Origin of the sequence: Mesorhizobium sp. SEMIA396 (genome assembly GCF_024518615.1) — a bacterium.
Lineage (GTDB): Bacteria > Pseudomonadota > Alphaproteobacteria > Rhizobiales > Rhizobiaceae > Mesorhizobium.
Genome location: NZ_JANIFC010000015.1, coordinates 50,943 through 69,052 on the forward strand (window position 1 = coordinate 50,943; position 18,110 = coordinate 69,052).

The window sequence follows — 18,110 nt, forward strand, 5'->3', positions numbered from 1 at the left end:
GGCCGAACCCAAGACGGCCCATACCGGGAGTATCTCGACCATGACTTTCCTCAGCACAATCAAGGCGGCGGCGCTGTCCGCGGCGATGATCGTGTCGGTGGCCTTACCGGCCGCGCACGCCGACGAACAGTATTTTCCGCTGCAGAGCTATCGCGTCGGGCCTTATGCGGCCGGCGGCACCGGCTTCTTCGGCGGTTTCATCGACTATCTCAACCTCATCAACATCCGTGACGGCGGCGTCAACGGCGTCAAACTGACTTGGGACGAATGCGAGACCCAGTATGAGGTCGAGCGTGGTGTCGAATGCTATGAGCGGCAGAAGAGCCATGCCGGTGCCGCCGCCTGGAACCCGCTCTCGGTCGGCATCGCCTATGCCATGATCGATCGCATCACCGCCGACAAGGTGCCGCTGATCACCGTCAATCACGGCCGAACCGATTCTACAGATGGGCGCGTTTTCCCCTACGTCTTCCCTCTGCTGCTCAATCCCTACAGTGAGACATCAGGCATCGTGAACTACATCGCCTCCAAGGAAGGCGGCATCGACAGACTGAAGGGCAAGAAGATCGTCGTGCTCTATCACGGGTCGCCCTACGGCAAGGAAACCATCCCGATCTATGAATTGCTGGCGCAGAAATACGGCTTCACCGTGCAGCAGATCGAGGTGCCGCATCCCGGCAACGAGCAGCAGTCGCAGTGGCTGACCATCCGTCGCGCCAAGCCGGATTTCGTCGTCCTGCGCGGCTGGGGCGTGATGAACCCGGTGGCGCTGAAGACGGCGGTCAAGGTCGGCTTCCCCGTCGACCATATCGTCGGCAATGTCTGGTCGAATTCCGAAGAGGACGTGATCCCCGCCGGCGACGCCGCCAAGGGCTACACCGCCATCACCACGCAGGCTTCCGGCAACTCCTACCCGGTGGTGCAGGAGATCGTGAAGACGGTCTATGGCGCCGGCAAGGGTAACCTTGAAGACAAGGCGCGCATCGGCTCGGTCTACCACAATCTCGGCATCGTCAACGGCATCCTCAATGTCGAGGCGATCCGGGTCGCGCAGGAGAAGTTCGGCCATCGCGCGCTGACCGGCGACGAGGTCCGCTGGGGCTTCGAGCATCTCAAGCTCGATCCGGCCAAGGTCGAGGCGCTCGGCGCCAAGGACCTGTTCCACTCGATCAATGTCAGCTGGGACAATCACGAAGGCGAAGGCTACGTGACCTTCCAGCAGTGGGACGGCAGGAAGTGGAACGTCGTCTCCGACTGGATCGCGCCGGACTGGGCGCTGCTGCGGCCGATCATCGAGAAGTCCGCCGAGGCCTACGCCGCCGAGAAGGGCATCAAGCTGCGTACCGCCGACGATGCCAATGCTGTGACCACCAACTGATCAGTCAGTGCCGGGCGTCGCGGACCAAGTTTCCGTGGCGCCCGACCTGTTCGGTTTTTGAACCGCGAAAGAACAGCCTATGCCGAACGATGACGTCATTCTTGCCGTGGACGCGGTCCATGCCACCTACAACCACGCCATCACGGCGCTGCACGGCGTCAGCTTTGAGCTCAGGCGCGGTCAGATCCTGGCGTTGCTCGGAGCCAATGGCGCCGGGAAGACCACGACGCTGAAGGCCGTCTCCAACCTGCTGCCGGCGGAACGTGGCCAGGTCAATGCCGGCACCATCCGCTATGAAGGGTCCGATGTCTCGCGCCGCAAACCGGGTGATCTGGTGCGCGCCGGGCTGGTCCAGGTGCTGGAAGGCCGCCACTGCTTCAAAAGCCTCACCGTCGAGGAGAATCTGATCGCCGGCGGCATCGGCCGCAGCGGGAGCCGCGCCGAGATCAATCAAGACCTCGAGCGGATCTACGGCTATTTCCCGCGCCTCAGGGAGAAGCGCCGGACATTGTCCGGCCTGACCTCCGGCGGTGAACAGCAGATGACCGCCATCGGCCGGGCGCTGATGTCGCGACCGCGTTTGCTGGTTCTCGACGAACCGTCGATGGGACTCGCCCCGCTCATCGTCCAGGACATCTTCCAGAGCTTGAAAAAACTCAACCGTGAGACCGGCCTGTCGATCCTGGTTGCCGAGCAGAACTCGGCAGTCGCGCTCAGATACGCCGACCACGCCACCGTGCTCGAAAACGGCGTTTCCGTGCTCGCTGGCGCTGCCGCCGAACTTCGCCAGCGCGAGGACATCAGAGCCTTCTATCTCGGTCAATCAACCCCCGGGCAACAGGTGTCACCCGCCACCAAGCCCGCCCATCTCCACGCCGTTGCCTGAGCCAAAATCCCAAGGAGCAGTGAAATGACCGTTTCGACCGTCAAAACCGACAAGGCTTCCGCCGCCGTGCCGCCAGTCGCAAGACCGACCGCGCCAGCGCACATCATCAAGGACGATGCGGAGGCGATTGCGATTGCCCACGCGCTCGCCGCCGAATTCGTCAAGGATTCCTCCCGACGCGATCGCGAGCGGATCTGGCCGGTCGCCGAACTCGATGCCTTTTCGCAAAGCGGCCTTTGGTCGATCAATGTACCAAAGGCATTCGGTGGGCCGGAGGTGTCATATGCGACGCTGGCGAAGGTGATCGAGATCATCTCGGCGGCGGATTCCTCGATCGGCCAGGTTGCCCAGAACCATCTCGGCGTTGTAGCCGCCATCCGCACCGTGGCCGACGCGGACCAGCAGAAGCTGCTGTTTGCCGAAGCGTTGAAAGGCACGCGGTTCGGCAACGCCTTTTCCGAGTTCGGCTCCAAGCGCGCCGCCGATTTTGAGACCCGCTTCACCGATGCCGGCGATCATGTGGTTGTCAGCGGCCGCAAATTCTATTCGTCCGGCGCGCTGCTTGCCCACCTGGTGCCGATCGTGGCGCTCGATGACGAGGGCCGCGCCTGGTATGCGATCGCCGACCGCGGCGCACCCGGACTGACCGTCATCGACGACTGGTCGAGCTTTGGCCAGCGCACGACGCTGTCCGGCACCGTCATCATCGACAACGTCAAGTTGCCGAAGACGCATCTGGTACCCGGCTACAAGGGCTACGACAGGCCGACCGCCGACGGCGCCATCTTCCAGATCATCCAGGTGGCGGTCGACACCGGCATCGCCCAGGCGGCGATCGACGAGACCGTCAGCTTCGTCAGGACCAAAAGCCGCGCCTGGATCGACAGCGGCGTCGACAACGCCTGGGACGATCCCTACACCATTCAGGCCATCGGCGACCTGACGCTGCGCCTGCACGCGGCGCAGGCGCTGCTGGAGAAGGCCGGCCTGGCGATCGACCGGGCAGTGGCCGAGCCGACCGCCGACACGGTCGCGCATGCGCAGATCGTCACCGCCGAGGCAAAAATCCTGTCGACCGAGATCGCCATCGCCGCGACCAACAAGCTGTTCGAACTGGCAGGCACACGCTCGACCCTGGCCGAACACAATCTCGACCGGCATTGGCGCAATGCCCGCACGCACACGCTGCACGATCCGGTGCGCTGGAAATATTCGATCCTCGGCAAATATTTCCTCAACGGCGAAAATCCGCCGCTGCACGCCTGGAGCTGATCTCCCACCGGCGGGCGGGACGGCCCGCCACGTCAAACCTTCGACCATCCAAGAGGCTCACTGCCATGTCAAATCCAACAGTCGTCGGCTTTTCCGGCAACATCACCCGGCCGTCAAAGACGCGCGCCTTCGTCGACCTGGTCACCAGGGACATCGCCGCCAGCCACGGCCTGTCTGCGAGCACCTATGATATCGAGGATCTCGGTCCGTCGCTGGGAACGGCGAAATGGGCCCGCGATCTCGACGGCCAGGCGCGCGCGATCCTGGAACAAATCCTCGCCGCCGACGTGCTTGTCGTGGGCTCGCCGACCTACAAGGGCAGCTATACCGGTCTGTTCAAGCATTTCTTCGATCTGATCGATCCGGCAGCGCTGCGGGGGAAGCCCATCGTGTTGACGGCGACCGGCGGTGGCGAGCGCCATGCGCTGATCGTCGAACATCAACTGCGGCCGCTGTTCGGCTTCTTCGAGGCCTTTGCGCTGCCGACCGCCGTCTACGCCACCGACAAGGATTTCACCGACGGCGTACTGCGCTCCGAGGCGATCCTGAAGCGTGTGGCGCAGGCGGTTGACGAGGTCGGCTTCGTGCTGGCCAACCGCTCGGCCGGCAGGATCGCCGCCGAATAGGCTTTGTCACCAGATTGCGATCGAAACAGGCGAGGGCAGCGCCCTCGCTTACCCGCAATTTACGACCGCCCGCTAAAAACGTTCCTGTCTGATTCGTCTGGGACAGGAACGTCATGAGCAAAGCCCTCACATCCTTCGCACTGGTCGCCGTGCTGACCGCCTTGCTCATGGCGTTGAGCCTGGCTGTGGCCAGGCACGGCTATCCCTATGGCGCGATCGGCGTCAGGCGCCTTGACGGCATTGCCGACGCCGGCGTGTTCATCCCGATTGCCGCTGTCTATTTCTTCAGCGCGATGCTGATGATGATCCTGCCGATCAGGGCGGCCGGCATCGTCCTGACCCATGCCGCCGACGCCCTTTTCTGGACCGTGATCGCGCTGTTTGCGACCATCGTCGGCTGTCTGGTCGCCAGATGGGCGTTTGGGCAGGGCAGCGCCGTGTGGGCGCTGCTGAACTGGCGGTTCCTGTTTGCCGCGGCGGTCGTCGGTTGTCACTTCGTCATGAACGAGCTGCGCCGCAACGTGCTGCTGCGCAGCCTGTTCTTCGTGGTCTTTGCCGCCGCAACGCTGGCCTGCCTGTTCGGGTCGTTCACGCTCTGACCGGATCGCACTGCCGTCGGCTAGTCGGTTGATCCGGTCGCGATGTTGCTGGCGGCCGTTTCCATCCATGTCCAGAGATAAGTGGCAAGACCGCGGTCGACATGGATGCGCAGCTTGCCGTCAAGACGATAGACGACGGCGCTGATGCCGGCGAAGGAAAGTGCTGCACTGGCACTTGGCTTCGCGGGATCGAGCGTCGTTCCACGCGCGATGAAAGCGTCGAGCGCCATGCCCTCGGCCTCGAATATTTGCAACCCAGCGCTGATCGCCGTCACCGCGAACCCGTCTGCATGCCAGCCCGTGGCGATGGCGAGCGGGCTCTTCGATACGACGAGCAACCGGTCGCGCGCCAGCCGCGCCGCGTAGCGGTCGCCCTGTGCGATACCAAAGGCACCCACGCCAGTCCCGCCGATGCTGGAAGCCCGTGTCCACGCGTCGAGGTCGCCGCTGACCATCAACTGGTTGAGGTCGAGGACGGCTCGTATCGCAAGATCCGGCGTGGCGATGACTGCGCTCTGCCAGTCCGGAGTAATGGACCATTTTTCCGCGAGATCACGCATGCAGCCGGTCTCCTGCCGGGTCGAAGGCGCAAGGGGCGGTAATCGTCGCCTTGCTGATCTTGCCGAGATGCTGGATGTCTATCGTCTCGCCATGCCGCGTCGCACCGCGCTCGATCAGGCCAAGCGCAACCGGGCGGCCGAGCGTCGGGCTGTGGTAGCTCGAGGTGACAAAGCCTTGGCTGCGCAATCTGCCGTCGCTCCGTTTGATGCCATGCGCTCCGGTCGGCAGCGGCGCTTCGCCTTGCGGCACCGCCAATCCGACAAGCTGCATGCGGTTGTCACGCGAGGCCTCTTCGGTGAACAGCGAGCGGCGGCCGACGAACTCGGTCTGGCGCTTGACGCGCGGGCCGTCGACGCCGAGATCGTGCGGCAGGGTGGTGCCGTCAGTGTCCTTGCCAATGACGATAAAGCCTTTCTCGGCGCGCAGGATCATCAGCGCCTCCAGGCCGATGACGACGGCGTCGAACGCCTGGCCCGCCTTGCGCAGATGCGCCCATAACGGCTCGGCGCGATCGGCCCGGATCGAAATCTCGTAGCTCCTGTCGCCGGTGAAGCTGACGCGGGCAATGCGGACTTCGTTGCCGGCGTAGGTGCCATGACCGATGGCCATATGCGGAAGATCGGCGTCGCCGAGCGAGAGACCGAGATCCAGCGCTTCGAGCAGTTTTCGGGCGTTCGGTCCTGAAACTGTCAACGTTGCCATGTCCGATGTGGCGTTGTGAATATAGATCGCGCCGCGTCCGAAGCGGTCCTGTCGCCATTCCTCCAGCCGGGCGTGAACGGCAGCGACATGCGAGGACGAGCACGAGACGACAAAGCGATGCTCGCCCAGCCGCACCAGAACGCCGTCATCAAAGACCACGCCGTTCTCCGACAGCATGAAGCCGTAGCGGCAGCGGCCCGGCTTCAGCGTCGACATGGTGTTGTAGTACAGAAAATCCACGAATGCGGCCGCCTGCGGCCCGATCACCTCGATCTTGCCGAGTGTCGAACCGTCGAACAGCGCGACCGACTGGCGCGCGCGCCGTGCTTCGTCCGCGATCGAACGCTCCGCGTCAGCGCTGCCGCCATAATGGGCAGGGCGCAGCCAGCCGCCATATTCCTGGAAGACAGCGCCATTGGCGCGATGGACGTTTTCGAGCGGCAGCCGGCGCACCGGCGCCATCAACTCGCCGCCGCGCGCGCCGGCAAAGCTTGCCAGCGGCACCGGGGTGAATGGCGGACGATAGGTGGTGGTGCCGACCTCCGGCACCGTACGCCCGGTGATACCGGCCATCAGCGCCAGGCCGGGCAGGTTGGAGGTCTTGCCCTGGTCGGTTGCCATGCCGAGCGTGGTGTAGCGCTTCAGATGTTCGACCGAGACGAAGTTTTCGCGCGCTGCCAGTTCGACGTCCTTCACCGTCACGTCGTTCTGGTAATCGATCCAGATACGGCCTTTCGAGCCCGGAATCGGCCATGCCGGGAGAATGCCTCCCGTCGCCTCCGGTCCGGTGCTGCGCGGTAGGGGAGCCTTCGTCTGGCCGAGGGGTGCAAAGGCGGGGCCGGCGCCAGCAAACACCTCCGACAAGGAGACCGCGCCGGCTGCGGCGCCGATCACGGCGATGCCGTCGACCGGATCGCTTGGCAGGAAGGCGGCGCGCGCATCGCTCCAGGCGAGCTTGCCCTTGGCCTGGCCGAAGAGATGGATGGTCGGCGTCCACCCGCCGGAGACCAGGACGCAATCGGCATCGAACCTCGTGCCGTCGTCGAGCGTCACGCCGTCGACGCGCAGCTTGCCGCTGGCGGATGCGAGAGAACGCCCTTTGATCAACCGGGCATTGGCCGGCGCGGCAGGCGTGCCGTTGCGCCGGATGTCGACAAGCCTGACTTCGGCGCCGGCCTCGGCAAGCGCCCCCGCCACCTCATAGGCGCTGTCATTGTTGGTGGCGACGACGATGCGGCGGCCGACCAGCACAGCGTGGCGCCGGAGATAGGCGAACGCCGCATCCGCCGACATGATGCCCGGCAGATCGTTGTTGGCGAAAGGCAGCGGCCGCTCGATGGCGCCGGTCGCCAGCACGATCTGGCGCGGCCTGACCCGCCACAGCGTATCCGGCCGGCCGTCGAAATGGCGCTGATTCAGACCGACCAGATTGTGGTCGTAGATGCCGAAGGCGGTGGTCGAAGGCAGGATGAGGTGACCGCCAGCGACAAGCTCGGCAATCGTCTCCTTGACCCATACGGCCGCCGGCTTGCCGTCGATCTCCGCGGCACGATGGCCAAGCGATCCGCCGGGGCTCTGCTGGTCGTCTATCAATGTGACAGTCAGGCCAGCACCAGACGCCAGCCTTGCCGCTGCCAGCCCGGCCGGTCCCGCGCCTACAACCAGCACATCGCAATGATGGTTGATCTGGTCGGCCATGCCGGGCGAGGTCCAGTCGGCATCGACCGTGCCCAGCCCCGCCATGGCGCGGATGCGCGGCTCGAACCTGTGCCAGTCCGGCCACATGAAGGTCTTGTAGTAGAACGCGGCCGGGATGAAGCGCGCAAAACGGTCCAGGAAGGCGTGGCGGTCGGCCAGTGCGCTGGGCGTGGCATTGACGCTTTTCGCCACCAGTCCGTCGCGCGCCGGCTCGGTCGTGGCGCGCGTGTTGGGCGTCGCCCACAAGCCGCCGATATCGACCAGCGCGTTGGGCTCCTCGACGCCGGCGCCCCATATGCCGCGCGGCCGGTGGTATTTGAAGCTGCGGCCGACGACCGCGACGTCACCCGCCAGCAGCGCCGAGGCGATGGTGTCGCCGGCAAAGCCCTGCACGATGGTTCCGTCGAAGCTGAAGCGGATCGGGCGCGAGCGGTCGATGGCGCTGCCGCCGGTGGCAAGACGTGAGGCGGTCACGCGGCATGCTCCCCGTCGAGAGCGGCCGAAGACAGCACCTTGTGGGTGACGGTGTCCCGCTCCATGACGAAGAACTCGCCGCAAATCATGTGGACCCAGATCTCGCGCGCCGTGCCTTTCGGGTTGCCGCGCAGATAGAGGTAGCCAGCCCAGCGATCGGTCGGCACGTCGATGCCATCCGGCCTGACATTGCCGGCATCGCCGCCATAGTGGAATTCGGTTTCGTCGCGCGGGCCGCAGAATGGGCAAGGAAAGAGCTGCATGGCAAACCTCTAATGCGCGATGCCGGAGCCGGCCGCTTCGTCGATCAGCCGGCCGGTGGCGAAGCGATCGAGATCGAAGGGGCGGCTGATGTCGTTGTGTTTGCCTGACGCTAGCAATTGCGCCAGCAGCGTGCCGCCGGCGGGAATGGCCTTGAAGCCGCCCGTGCCCCAGCCGCAATTGAGGAACAGGCCGGGCAGCGGCGAGGGGCCGATGATCGGCGAGGAATCCGGCACCACGTCGACGATACCTGCCCATTGCCGCATCAGCTTGAGCTGGCCAAAGATCGGGAACATCTCCAGCACGCCGGCAATCACCGCCTCCAGCGTCGGCAAATTGCCGCGCTGCGCATAGGAAGGAATGCGGTCGAGGCCGCCGCCGATGACGATCTCGCCCTTGTCCGACTGGCTGACATAGACGCCGCAGCCGGGCGACAGCACCACCGTGTCGAGGATCGGCTTGACCGGTTCGGACACGCAGGCTTGCAGCGCATAGGAATTGATCGGAAGCCGGAAGCCGGCCTTGGCCGCCAGCACCGAGGAATGCCCGGCCACCGCCATTCCGATACGCTCGGCACGGATCGCGCCCCGCGAAGTCTGGACGCCGCGGCAGCGGCCGCCCTCGACGATGAAATCGGTGATCTCGCAGTTCTGGATGATATCGACGCCGAGCCGGCTCGCCGCCCGCGCGTAGCCCCAGGCGACGGCGTCATGGCGCGCCGTACCGGCCCTGCCTTGCCAGATGCCGCCGAACACCGGGAAGCGCGCATCGGCTGAGAAATTATAGATCGGCGCCACCCGGCGCACATCGTCAGGTGAAAACAGCTCGGCATCGATGCCGTTGATCTGCATGGCGTTGACGGTGCGCGCCCCGATCTCCATCTCGGCAGTCGAGTGGCACAGATTGACCATGCCGCGCTGCGACAGCATGACGTTGTAGTTCAGGTCTTTCGACAATCCCTCATAGAGCTGGTGCGCCAGCCCGTAGAGTTCGACACTTTCGGGATAATAGTAGTTGGAGCGTACCACAGTGGTGTTGCGCCCTGTGTTGCCGCCGCCGATCCAGCCTTTTTCCAGCACGGCCACCCTGGTGATATTGTGATTCTTTGCCAGGTAATAGGCCGTCGCCAGCCCATGGCCGCCGCCGCCGATGACGATGGCGTCGTAGGACGGCTTCGGCTCGGGCGATCGCCAGGCCGGTTGCCAGCCGGTCTGGCCAGCCAGGCCCTCCTTGAACAGCGACAGGGCGGAATAGCGTGTGGTCATGACGTGCCGGACAGGCCTGATGTTCGGAAAGAAATGTGGATCATCGAATGGTCTTTCGCACCGACGTCATCGGTTCGATCGGTCATGCCCGCATCGCCTTGCCCAGTGGATCATATGGCGACGAAGCGATGACGCGCGCATCTCTTTCGACGCCGACGATGTGGGTTGTCAACGGCGTATCGATATCGGCCGCTTCGCGCTCGACCAGCGCCATGGCGAGGCTCTTGCCGACCGTATGGCCATAGCCGCCGGAGGTGACGAAGCCGGCCAGCCTGCCTCTGTTCCAGACCGGCTCGTAGCCGCTGGCATCGGCATCCGCCGCGTCGATTTCGAGCGTCACCAGCGTGCGCCTCGATGGAGCCTTCTGCTCTTTCAGGGCCGCCTCGCGGCCGATGAAATCGCCCTTGTCGAAGGCGACCCAGCGGTCCATGCCGGTCTCATCAGGCGTATAGTCCTGCGTGAATTCGCGCGACCAGATGCCAAAGCTCTTTTCGAGCCGCAGCGAATTGACCGCGCTGAAGCCGTATTCGGTGACTCCCAGATCGCTGCCTGCGGCAAGTAGCGCGCGGCGCAGGCCCATGTGCTCATTGGCCCGGCAATGAATCTCGTAGCCGAGTTCGCCGATGACCGACAGTCGTCCGACCTTCGCCCGCACCAGTCCGACATCGAACGTCCTGCAGGCGAGAAAGCCGAACGCCTGGTGCGAAACGTCCTGATGTGTGAGGCGCTCAAGTAGCATTCGCGCATTGGGACCGGCGAGCGAGAAACCAACGACGGCGTCCGAAATGTCGCGAACGGTGACGCCATCGCTCATATGTTGCTCGAACCAGCGCATATGCCACTGGCGCAGATAGTAGGATCCCATGATCCACCAGGAGCCATCACCCCAATTGAAGACGGTGAGGTCGCCCTTGAGCTTGCCGTTTTCACCCAGCATCGGCGCGAGTTTTGCGCGACCCGGCCTGGGCAGCGCACAGGCGAGCAGCCGGTCGAGCCAGGCTTCGGCCTGCGGCCCGATGATCTCGTAGCGCGAGAAGGCTGATATATCGAGCAGGCCGACACCTTCGCGCACTTTGCGGCATTCCTGTGCGACAATGTCGAAGGCGTTGGAGCGCTTCAGCGTCGGTGTCTCGACGAAGCCTTGCGGCGCGAAATAGAGCGGCACTTCCATGCCCCATGAATTGCCCCAGCGCGCGCCCGCGGCCTCCATCGCGTCATGCGCCCCGGCCGTCTTCAAGGGCCGTCCCGCCGGCAACTGCTCGTTGGGATAGCTCATGACAAAGCGGCGCGAATAGAACTGCCCGGTGGTCTGCCTGATGTATTCGCGGTTGGAGGCGAAGTCGCCATAGCGGGCGATGTCCATGCCGTAGACATCGGCTTCCGGCTCGCCATGGATCATCCATTCGGCCAGCGACTTGCCGACGCCGCCGCCTTGCAGGAAACCGGCCATGACGCCGCACGCCACCCAGTAATTGGGCACGCCGCGCACCGGGCCGACCAGCGGATTGCCATCCGGCGAGAAGGTGAAGGCCCCGTTCACCCAGCGTTTGATGCCGGCTGTCTCCAGGCAGGGGTAACGGCTGAAGCCGAGCGCCAGTTCGTCGGCTATGCGGTCGGTGTCTTCCTGGATCAATTCGATGCCGTAGTCCCACGGCGCCCCATCCATGTTCCAGTGCTTGTGGTTGATCTCGTATATGCCGAGCAATAGACCCTTCTGCTCCTGGCGCATGTAGGTGAAACCTTCGAGATCGACGATCAGCGGCAATTCCTTGTCCAGCGCCTGGATTTCGGGCAATGCCTCGGTGACGAGATAATGGTGCTCCATTGGCGATACCGGCAGGTCGATGCCGGCCATCCTGCCGACCTGCTTGGCCCACAGTCCGCCGGCATTGACGACGTGCTCGGCAATCACCGTGCCCTTCTCGGTGACCACGTCCCAACCGCCATCGGCGCGGCGGTTGAGATCCAGCACCCGGTTGTGCTCGATGATGTCGGCGCCGCGCAGCCTGGCTGCCTTGGCATAGGCGTGCACGACGCCCGAGGGATCGATATGGCCCTCGCGCGCGGCATAGAGGCCTCCCAGCATGCCGTCGGTGTTGAGGATCGGGCAGCGCTGCTTGATCTCATCGACACCGACCAGGTGGACATCGTCGATGCCCATGGTCTGGAAGATGCGGTAGGAGGCCTTGAGCCATTCCCAGCGCTCCGGCGCCGAGGCGACCGAGATGCCGCCGGTCATGTGCATGCCGATGCTCTGGCCCGATTCCTTCTCGACTTCGGAGAGCAGGTCGATCGTGTAGGCCTGCAGGGCGGCGATGTTGGGATCGGCGTTCAGCGCATGGAACCCGCCGGCCGCATGCCAGCTCGATCCCGCTGTCAGTACCTCGCGTTCGATCAGCGCGACGTCGTTCCAGCCGAACTTCGCCAAGTGATAGAGCACCGAGGCTCCAACCACGCCGCCGCCGATGACGATCGCCCTGTATTGGGATTTCATCCTGTCGCACTCCACCCATTCAGTGGGGCGAACCCTATCGGTATTGTACATATGTGTCTAGAGCTTGGAAAGGCGATGGAATGAGCGGCCCATGACTCCGCTCTGCGCCGATGCAGCAGAAGGGCTCCTCTGCTGCTGTCGGCAGCAAACGTGCTTGCTATTGGGATGCGCTAAGCGAAATCGTCAGGCCGCGGCGGCCGAGCGGGCCTTACTTATCGGTTGCGCGAAAGCGTCTTCTCGACATAGCGCGAGAAGTCTTCGACATCCTCCGCCGGAGGCTCCTGGCCGGTGAAGCTGCGCAGATAGCCGGCGACGTGAGGCAGGCGGCTGCTCATCGGCTCGTTGAGCTCAAGCGAGTAATAGCCGATCTGCATGAAGTACAGCACGCGGGCTCGCACGAACGCGTCTTCTTCCTCATAGCCGTGGCGCATGAACATGTCGCGGATGGCGTTGACACGCTCCTCGTCGGCCTCGTCGAGGGCGCGCCGGATGGCGGGCGAGCGGCGGGCCCAGGCCCTGATCGCGAAATCCAGCTGTGGATCGAACAGCCTTTCGTCCACCCAGCATTCGAAAATGCTCATCACCCCGCGAATGACGGTGGCGGATGGCCGCCTGGCGCGTTCGACGATGAATTTGGTGTTGGTCTGCCGCCAGTAATCCAGCAGCTGGTCGAGCAGATCCTGCCGGCTCTTGAAATACCAGTAGAAGCTGGAGCGCGACACATCGAGCTTCTGTCCAAGTGTCAGCACGCGGACGCGTTCGACACCGTCAGAGATCAATGTTTCGAGCGCAAGTTTCAGCCAGTCTTCGCGAGTGGCCTTGATGTTGCCGGTGGCGCCGGCGCGCTGAATCGTCGTTTCGAGAGCTGCCATCGGCACGACGCATGACATGCTGCCTCAGGCAAATCAAGGCTATGGACAGAAGTGTATAGAGGAAATCGGCCCAAGCCGGACGACGCACCATGGATGTTGGCCGCATCGAAGCTCGATGAGGCAATGTCGTCACCCGCCATCCGCGCGGCGCAAGCGGGGGGATTTTTGTCGCGGCTGCTGGTTCACTGTTTGCTTTCCCGCGAGGCAATTGTCTGGCAAATACCAGTTCAGACAGATGCCCGCGCGGCCAACAAGCAGGAACACACGATATGACGCTGTTTCGAAAGAACCTCATCGATGGCGAATGGGTCGGCGAGGCCGGTTCGCGCAACATCAACCCCTCGGATACCGGTGACATCGTCGGCGATTATGCCTCGGCGGGTGTCGAACAGGCCAAGCAGGCGATCGCCGCGGCCAAGGCAGCGTTCCCGGCTTGGTCCCGTTCCGGTCCGCTGGCGCGTCACGCGGTGCTGAAAAAGGCCTCCGACGAGATTCTGGCGCGCAAGGACGAGATTGGCCGCAATCTCGCGCGTGAGGAAGGCAAGACGCTGGCCGAAGGCATCGGCGAGACCATTCGCGCCGCCCAGATATTCGATTTCTTTGCCGGCGAAACGTTGCGTTTGACCGGAGAGGTCGTGCCGAGCGTGCGACCGGGCGTCGGCGTCGAGATGACGCGCGAGGCGGTCGGCGTGGTCGGCATCATCACGCCGTGGAATTTTCCGATCGCCATTCCGGCCTGGAAGATCGCCCCGGCGTTAACCCACGGCAACACTGTCGTCTTCAAGCCGGCGGAGCTGGTTCCCGAGAGCGCCTGGACCATCGTCGATATCCTGCATCGCGCCGGCCTGCCAAAGGGCGTGCTCAATCTGGTCATGGGCAAGGGCTCGGTCGTCGGCCAGGCGATGCTCGACAGTCCCGACGTCAACGCCATCAGCTTCACCGGCTCGGTCGGTACCGGCAAGCGCGTTGCCGCGGCAAGCATCGAACACATGCGCAAGTTCCAGCTTGAAATGGGCGGCAAGAACCCTCTGGTCGTGCTCGACGATGCCGATCTTGCGATCGCCGTCGATTGCGCGCTCAATGGCGCCTTCTTCTCGACCGGCCAGCGCTGCACTGCGTCATCCAGGCTGATTGTGGCTGACGGCATTCACGACCGTTTCGTCGATGCCCTCAAGGACCGCATGAGCAAACTGGTCATCGGCGATGCGCTCGACGCGCAGACCCAGATCGGTCCTGTCGTCGACGCGACGCAGCTGAAGCAGGACGAGGACTATATCGCCATCGGCGTCAGGGAAGGTGCCACGCTCGCCTTCGGCGGCGAGCGGCTCGACCGCAAGACGCCAGGCTTCTATCTGCAGCCGGCATTGCTCACCGAGGCCACCAATGCCATGCGCAGTTCGCGCGAGGAGATTTTCGGACCTGTCGCCAGCGTCATTCGCGTCAAGGACTATGACGAGGCGCTTTCCGTCGCCAACGACACGCCCTTCGGCTTGACCTCCGGCATCTGCACCTCGAGCCTCAAGCATGCCACGCACTTCAAGCGCAATTCGGAGGCCGGAATGGTGATGGTCAACCTGCCGACGGCGGGTGTCGATTTCCATGTTCCCTTCGGCGGCCGCAAGGGCTCGAGCTATGGGCCGCGCGAGCAGGGCCACTATGCGGCGGAGTTCTACACCACGGTGAAGACGGCCTATACGTTCGCAGGCTGATCGGCCGTCGACTGATCAGCCTGACTGATCGGTCACTGCCGACCATGCCGGCAACACCGCCATGCACATCTGGATTGGAGCGGCGCGAAAGGATGACAGCGCAAGATCTGACATGGCTTAACCCGCCGCCGCACCACGCCATCGAGGGCGATAGCGTTCGTGTGCGCACCGGCAAGGAGACCGATTTCTGGCGCGAGACCTTCTACGGTTTCTGGCGCGACAACGGCCACTTCCTGCACCGGCCTGTCGAGGGCGATTTCAGCGCCGAAGTCACGGTCAAGGGCGACTACGAGGTCCTCTATGATCAGGCCGGGCTGATGGTCCGGCTCAGCGAAACGCACTGGATCAAGGCCGGTATCGAGTACACCGACGGCCTTGCCTATTTCTCCGTCGTCGTCACCAACGACACGTCAGACTGGTCGCTGGTCGCCATTCATGCCGATCCGAACGGCGTCAGGATCCGGTTGACCCGTCACGCCGAGGCGATCCGCGTCCAGTACCTCGACGCTTCCGACAGCCACTGGAAGCCTGTGCGGCTTGCCTATTTCCCGACCTCGAAGACGGTCGACATCGGCATGATGTGCTGTTCGCCGCAACGCGAAGGCTTTGAGGTAACGTTCTCGGATTTCTCCCTCGGTCCGCCGATATCGCGGGAATTGCACGATTGAGACGTGCGGTCTTGCGCTGAACCGCAAGCACTTCGACCTTTGCCACAATCCGCCGTGTGCCTCCGGCCGAGCCGGGGGGTTGGCCGCGGCACTGCAGCCGGCGAGATCGTCAGCCAGTTGCGATGCCGCCAGACGGTTCGAAATTTTTGGCCCCTGGTTCGGCTCAAGGCGGTGCAAGGCAGGACGTTGCAACGCTATTGGCATCCGCGCTAGGAGTTGCCGATGGGCAGGTTTCGAAGGGCTGTCAAAAGAGCCGTCTACTCCAGGGCGCTAAGGTTTCTTGGCGTTCCGCCCGTGCTGTGGTCGCAGGGCATCGGGCATTTCTGCGATTTCGCCGGGCCGCGCTGGTATCGCAACGCGCCAACTGCATCTACGCAGAGCGAGGCATTTTTCCGCCAACATTACAGCGGCGCGCATGGCATCGTCTGGCTGCGCCTGAGCACCTTGTCCAGGGATGCGCAAACCTGCGACCTCGACACGTTTGTCAGGATCGTGCTGCCGACGATTACGGCACCATTCACGCTGCTGACGACCGATGGGGATGCTTCGGTGCCGTCGGATTTGGCGAAGGACACCGTCGACCAGCTTCTCGCCAACCCTTTCCTGGTCTCCTGGTACAGCCAGAATTGTGATGGCACTCACCCCAGGGTGAAGCCTTTCCCGATCGGGCTCGATCTTCACACGCCTAGGTCTCTTGCCACGCCGGCAGGGCTTGTGAAGCAACTGGAAATCATACGCGCCCGGCAGGATCATGTGGACCGCCGTCCGCCCAGGCTGTTCTCGGATTTCAGCATCAGCAATGGCTCGAGGCAGCGCCGGGAACTGCTTGATGCCCTGGGCGGATGTCCGCACGTCGATTTCCTGACGAAACGCGTCTCGCAGCGCTCGATCTGGCAACTGTACTCGCAATACCCGCTCGTGCTGTCCACCGAAGGCAACGGCCTGGACTGCCATAGGACATGGGAGCTGTTTTATCTCGGCTGCATCGTCGTCACCAGGACCTCGCCGCTCGACCCGCTCTACCAGGGCCTGCCTGTCATTATCGTCGACGACTGGCATGAGGTGAGGGACCCCGATGCGCCGAGACGCTGGATAGAGCAGGTCGCGCATCTGACCGACCGGGACCATGTTTGGCGACGCTTGCATCCGCAAACCTATCTCGGCCCCATTCGGCAAGAGCTTCAGCACGCATCCCGATAGGGCAGGCCACGAAATTCCGGTTGGACGCGGTGCGAAGCGGAGCTCCTGCAAGCGATGTGGAGCGACGTCGCTCCTCCATATCTGGTGGAGGGAGGGATCATGTGCCAGCCTCGTCCAGCCCCAGCCCGCCGCGGACGGCATTGCGGATGGCTTCTGGGCCGAACCTTGCCCAAACCGCTTGATGCGCGCGGATGCGCTGCCGTGCCCTGCGGTCCGCGTCCAGGCAAAGTCCGACAGCCGTCTCGGCAAGTCCTTCATCGGTATCCGACAGCAGCAGTTCCTCCCCGTCGACCAGGTCCAGGCCCTCGGCCGCCAGAGGCGTGGCGATCACCGGCACGCCCCACGCCATCGCCTCCAGAATCTTGATGCGGGTGCCGCCGCCTGCCGCAAGCGGGATGATGGTGAGATGCGCTCTCGACAGAAGCGGCGCCATGTCTCCGGGGTCTTCGACGATCTCCACGCCAGGCAATCCTGCCAGCGCTTGCACGGCCGTTGTCGGGTTGCGCCCGGCGAGAATCAGTGTCGCGGTCGGCAAGGCCAGTCGGATGCGCGGAAGTATGGAGCCGGCTAACCTCTGGACGGCATCGACGTTTGGCGGATAGCCGAGATGGCCGACGAACAGGATCACCGGAAAGCTTTCGTCGGATACGGGCTCGGCGGGCAGCGTTTCGGGGCTGTGCCCGGCGTGCGGAATTCCGTTTGGAACGACATCGATCGGCAACTTGTGCCGGGAAAGCGCCATCAACCGCTCTCGATCCTGGCTCGAGCAGACCCAGACCCTGTCGACAAGGGCAAGCGCCTTTCTCTCGAGACGCCTGATGCCAAGGCCCTCGCTGATCGTCGCCACCGCAGCCCGCTTCGCATCGACGTGCCGCAGCTGACCCGCCAGGTCGGACTCAACATTGTGCATGTCGAGGATGAGCTGTTTCGTCAGTGCCCGCAAAGGCCGCAGCAGCTTGAACAGGCCGATGCCCTCGATCAGCACCGTGTCCGGGCGGAAGTCCCGAACCAGTGTCTCCAGCCGCGTCAAGGCGACGCGCGAGATGCGACGCTCCGCCCTTATACGCCACCACCCGATCGAACTGGAGCGGGCCTCTCCCTTGATCGACAAGGCTTCGGTGCGGATCGACGGATCGGTTGTTTCCGTCGCCTGCGGCAGCACAGATACCAGGCAGACCGGGCCGAATTGCGCAGCAGACTCAGCATTGCGATAGTTCCGCAGATCCGCGCCTGAGATCGGCGGAAAGGCTGGATCGTGGGACACAACCAGCACACGTCGCCCGGCTTTCGCCGCGGAGACAGCGTCGAGCGGTTGTGCGCCCGCGGGTTTCAAAGTGGACGCTCTGGGCTTTGCGCCTGAGACTTCATTCCAGACGGCATGCGTGACGGCCCCAAACCATAACAATCGGCTTCGACTTGTTCAGCCGACGAGCCTTTCGTCAAGC

15 protein-coding genes are annotated in these 18,110 nt (G+C 63.8%); 8 read left to right on the forward strand and 7 right to left on the reverse strand.

Translation table 11 applies throughout. From position 1 onward, the window contains the following. Positions 1-40 precede the first annotated feature (40 nt). The 5 genes from NP503_RS28975 (at position 41) to NP503_RS28995 (ending at position 4,761) form a co-directional block, all read left to right on the forward strand. Positions 41-1,378, forward strand: a complete 1,338-nt coding sequence (locus NP503_RS28975) for an ABC transporter substrate-binding protein (RefSeq protein ID WP_127269594.1) — start codon at positions 41-43, stop codon at positions 1,376-1,378. Positions 1,379-1,457: 79 nt separating this feature from the next. Continuing rightward, the gene (locus NP503_RS28980; protein ID WP_127269595.1) at positions 1,458-2,264 is read left to right on the forward strand and encodes an ABC transporter ATP-binding protein; all 807 of its coding nucleotides are present in this window, start codon (positions 1,458-1,460) and stop codon (positions 2,262-2,264) included. Positions 2,265-2,288: 24 nt separating this feature from the next. Then, positions 2,289-3,536, forward strand: a complete 1,248-nt coding sequence (locus tag NP503_RS28985) for an SfnB family sulfur acquisition oxidoreductase (protein ID WP_127269596.1) — start codon at positions 2,289-2,291, stop codon at positions 3,534-3,536. Positions 3,537-3,601: 65 nt separating this feature from the next. Next, positions 3,602-4,162, forward strand: a complete 561-nt coding sequence (msuE, locus tag NP503_RS28990) for an FMN reductase (RefSeq protein ID WP_127271915.1) — start codon at positions 3,602-3,604, stop codon at positions 4,160-4,162. A gap of 113 nt (positions 4,163-4,275) precedes the next feature. Then, the gene (locus NP503_RS28995) at positions 4,276-4,761 is read left to right on the forward strand and encodes a hypothetical protein (RefSeq protein WP_127271656.1); all 486 of its coding nucleotides are present in this window, start codon (positions 4,276-4,278) and stop codon (positions 4,759-4,761) included. Between the two features lie 20 nt (positions 4,762-4,781). Here the strand turns inward: NP503_RS28995 and NP503_RS29000 are convergent, their stop codons facing one another. From NP503_RS29000 to NP503_RS29025, 6 genes are all read right to left on the reverse strand, one after another. Continuing rightward, positions 4,782-5,321 (reverse strand): hypothetical protein, encoded by a 540-nt coding sequence (locus NP503_RS29000; RefSeq protein WP_127271658.1) that lies wholly within the window; start codon positions 5,319-5,321, stop codon positions 4,782-4,784. Then, the gene (locus NP503_RS29005) at positions 5,314-8,196 is read right to left on the reverse strand and encodes a sarcosine oxidase subunit alpha family protein (protein ID WP_127272030.1); all 2,883 of its coding nucleotides are present in this window, start codon (positions 8,194-8,196) and stop codon (positions 5,314-5,316) included. Before NP503_RS29005 ends, NP503_RS29000 begins: the two co-directional genes overlap by 8 nt. Further along, positions 8,193-8,459, reverse strand: coding sequence for a sarcosine oxidase subunit delta (locus NP503_RS29010; RefSeq protein ID WP_127272032.1), 267 nt, complete (start codon positions 8,457-8,459; stop codon positions 8,193-8,195). The genes NP503_RS29005 and NP503_RS29010 overlap by 4 nt, the downstream gene beginning before the upstream one ends. 9 nt (positions 8,460-8,468) lie before the next feature. Next, positions 8,469-9,722: a sarcosine oxidase subunit beta gene (locus NP503_RS29015; RefSeq protein WP_127266942.1), complete on the reverse strand. Its 1,254-nt coding sequence runs from the start codon at positions 9,720-9,722 to the stop codon at positions 8,469-8,471. Positions 9,723-9,804: 82 nt separating this feature from the next. Beyond that, a complete protein-coding gene (locus tag NP503_RS29020) occupies positions 9,805-12,216 on the reverse strand; it encodes an FAD-dependent oxidoreductase (protein ID WP_127266941.1) in 2,412 nt (803 codons plus the stop codon). A 212-nt stretch (positions 12,217-12,428) separates the two neighbouring features. Next, a complete protein-coding gene (locus NP503_RS29025; RefSeq protein WP_164748900.1) occupies positions 12,429-13,088 on the reverse strand; it encodes a TetR/AcrR family transcriptional regulator in 660 nt (219 codons plus the stop codon). 269 nt (positions 13,089-13,357) lie between these two features. On the opposite strand from NP503_RS29025, the gene NP503_RS29030 reads away from it, so the two are divergent. The 3 genes from NP503_RS29030 (at position 13,358) to NP503_RS29040 (ending at position 16,665) form a co-directional block, all read left to right on the forward strand. Then, positions 13,358-14,797 carry an aldehyde dehydrogenase family protein gene (locus tag NP503_RS29030; protein WP_127266939.1) on the forward strand — a complete coding sequence of 480 codons (1,440 nt, stop codon included), beginning with the start codon at positions 13,358-13,360 and terminating at the stop codon, positions 14,795-14,797. A 92-nt stretch (positions 14,798-14,889) separates the two neighbouring features. After that, complete coding sequence (locus NP503_RS29035; RefSeq protein ID WP_127266938.1) at positions 14,890-15,465, forward strand: DUF1349 domain-containing protein; 576 nt, start codon at positions 14,890-14,892, stop codon at positions 15,463-15,465. 222 nt (positions 15,466-15,687) lie between these two features. Then, positions 15,688-16,665, forward strand: a complete 978-nt coding sequence (locus tag NP503_RS29040) for a hypothetical protein (protein ID WP_127266937.1) — start codon at positions 15,688-15,690, stop codon at positions 16,663-16,665. Positions 16,666-16,762: 97 nt separating this feature from the next. Here the strand turns inward: NP503_RS29040 and NP503_RS29045 are convergent, their stop codons facing one another. Beyond that, a complete protein-coding gene (locus tag NP503_RS29045; protein ID WP_236383298.1) occupies positions 16,763-17,929 on the reverse strand; it encodes a glycosyltransferase family 4 protein in 1,167 nt (388 codons plus the stop codon). Positions 17,930-18,110: the final 181 nt, after the last annotated feature.

What these genes read in the sequence shown, in the direction of transcription:
- NP503_RS28975 (WP_127269594.1), top strand. Translation starts at nt 41, where the DNA reads ATGACTTTCCTCAGCACAATCAAGGCGGCGGCGCTGTCCGCGGCGATG.
- NP503_RS28980 (WP_127269595.1), top strand. Translation starts at nt 1,458, where the DNA reads ATGCCGAACGATGACGTCATTCTTGCCGTGGACGCGGTCCATGCCACC.
- NP503_RS28985 (WP_127269596.1), top strand. Translation starts at nt 2,289, where the DNA reads ATGACCGTTTCGACCGTCAAAACCGACAAGGCTTCCGCCGCCGTGCCG.
- msuE (WP_127271915.1), top strand. Translation starts at nt 3,602, where the DNA reads ATGTCAAATCCAACAGTCGTCGGCTTTTCCGGCAACATCACCCGGCCG.
- NP503_RS28995 (WP_127271656.1), top strand. Translation starts at nt 4,276, where the DNA reads ATGAGCAAAGCCCTCACATCCTTCGCACTGGTCGCCGTGCTGACCGCC.
- NP503_RS29000 (WP_127271658.1), bottom strand. Translation starts at nt 5,321, where the DNA reads ATGCGTGATCTCGCGGAAAAATGGTCCATTACTCCGGACTGGCAGAGC.
- NP503_RS29010 (WP_127272032.1), bottom strand. Translation starts at nt 8,459, where the DNA reads ATGCAGCTCTTTCCTTGCCCATTCTGCGGCCCGCGCGACGAAACCGAA.
- NP503_RS29015 (WP_127266942.1), bottom strand. Translation starts at nt 9,722, where the DNA reads ATGACCACACGCTATTCCGCCCTGTCGCTGTTCAAGGAGGGCCTGGCT.
- NP503_RS29020 (WP_127266941.1), bottom strand. Translation starts at nt 12,216, where the DNA reads ATGAAATCCCAATACAGGGCGATCGTCATCGGCGGCGGCGTGGTTGGA.
- NP503_RS29025 (WP_164748900.1), bottom strand. Translation starts at nt 13,088, where the DNA reads ATGGCAGCTCTCGAAACGACGATTCAGCGCGCCGGCGCCACCGGCAAC.
- NP503_RS29030 (WP_127266939.1), top strand. Translation starts at nt 13,358, where the DNA reads ATGACGCTGTTTCGAAAGAACCTCATCGATGGCGAATGGGTCGGCGAG.
- NP503_RS29035 (WP_127266938.1), top strand. Translation starts at nt 14,890, where the DNA reads ATGACAGCGCAAGATCTGACATGGCTTAACCCGCCGCCGCACCACGCC.
- NP503_RS29040 (WP_127266937.1), top strand. Translation starts at nt 15,688, where the DNA reads ATGGGCAGGTTTCGAAGGGCTGTCAAAAGAGCCGTCTACTCCAGGGCG.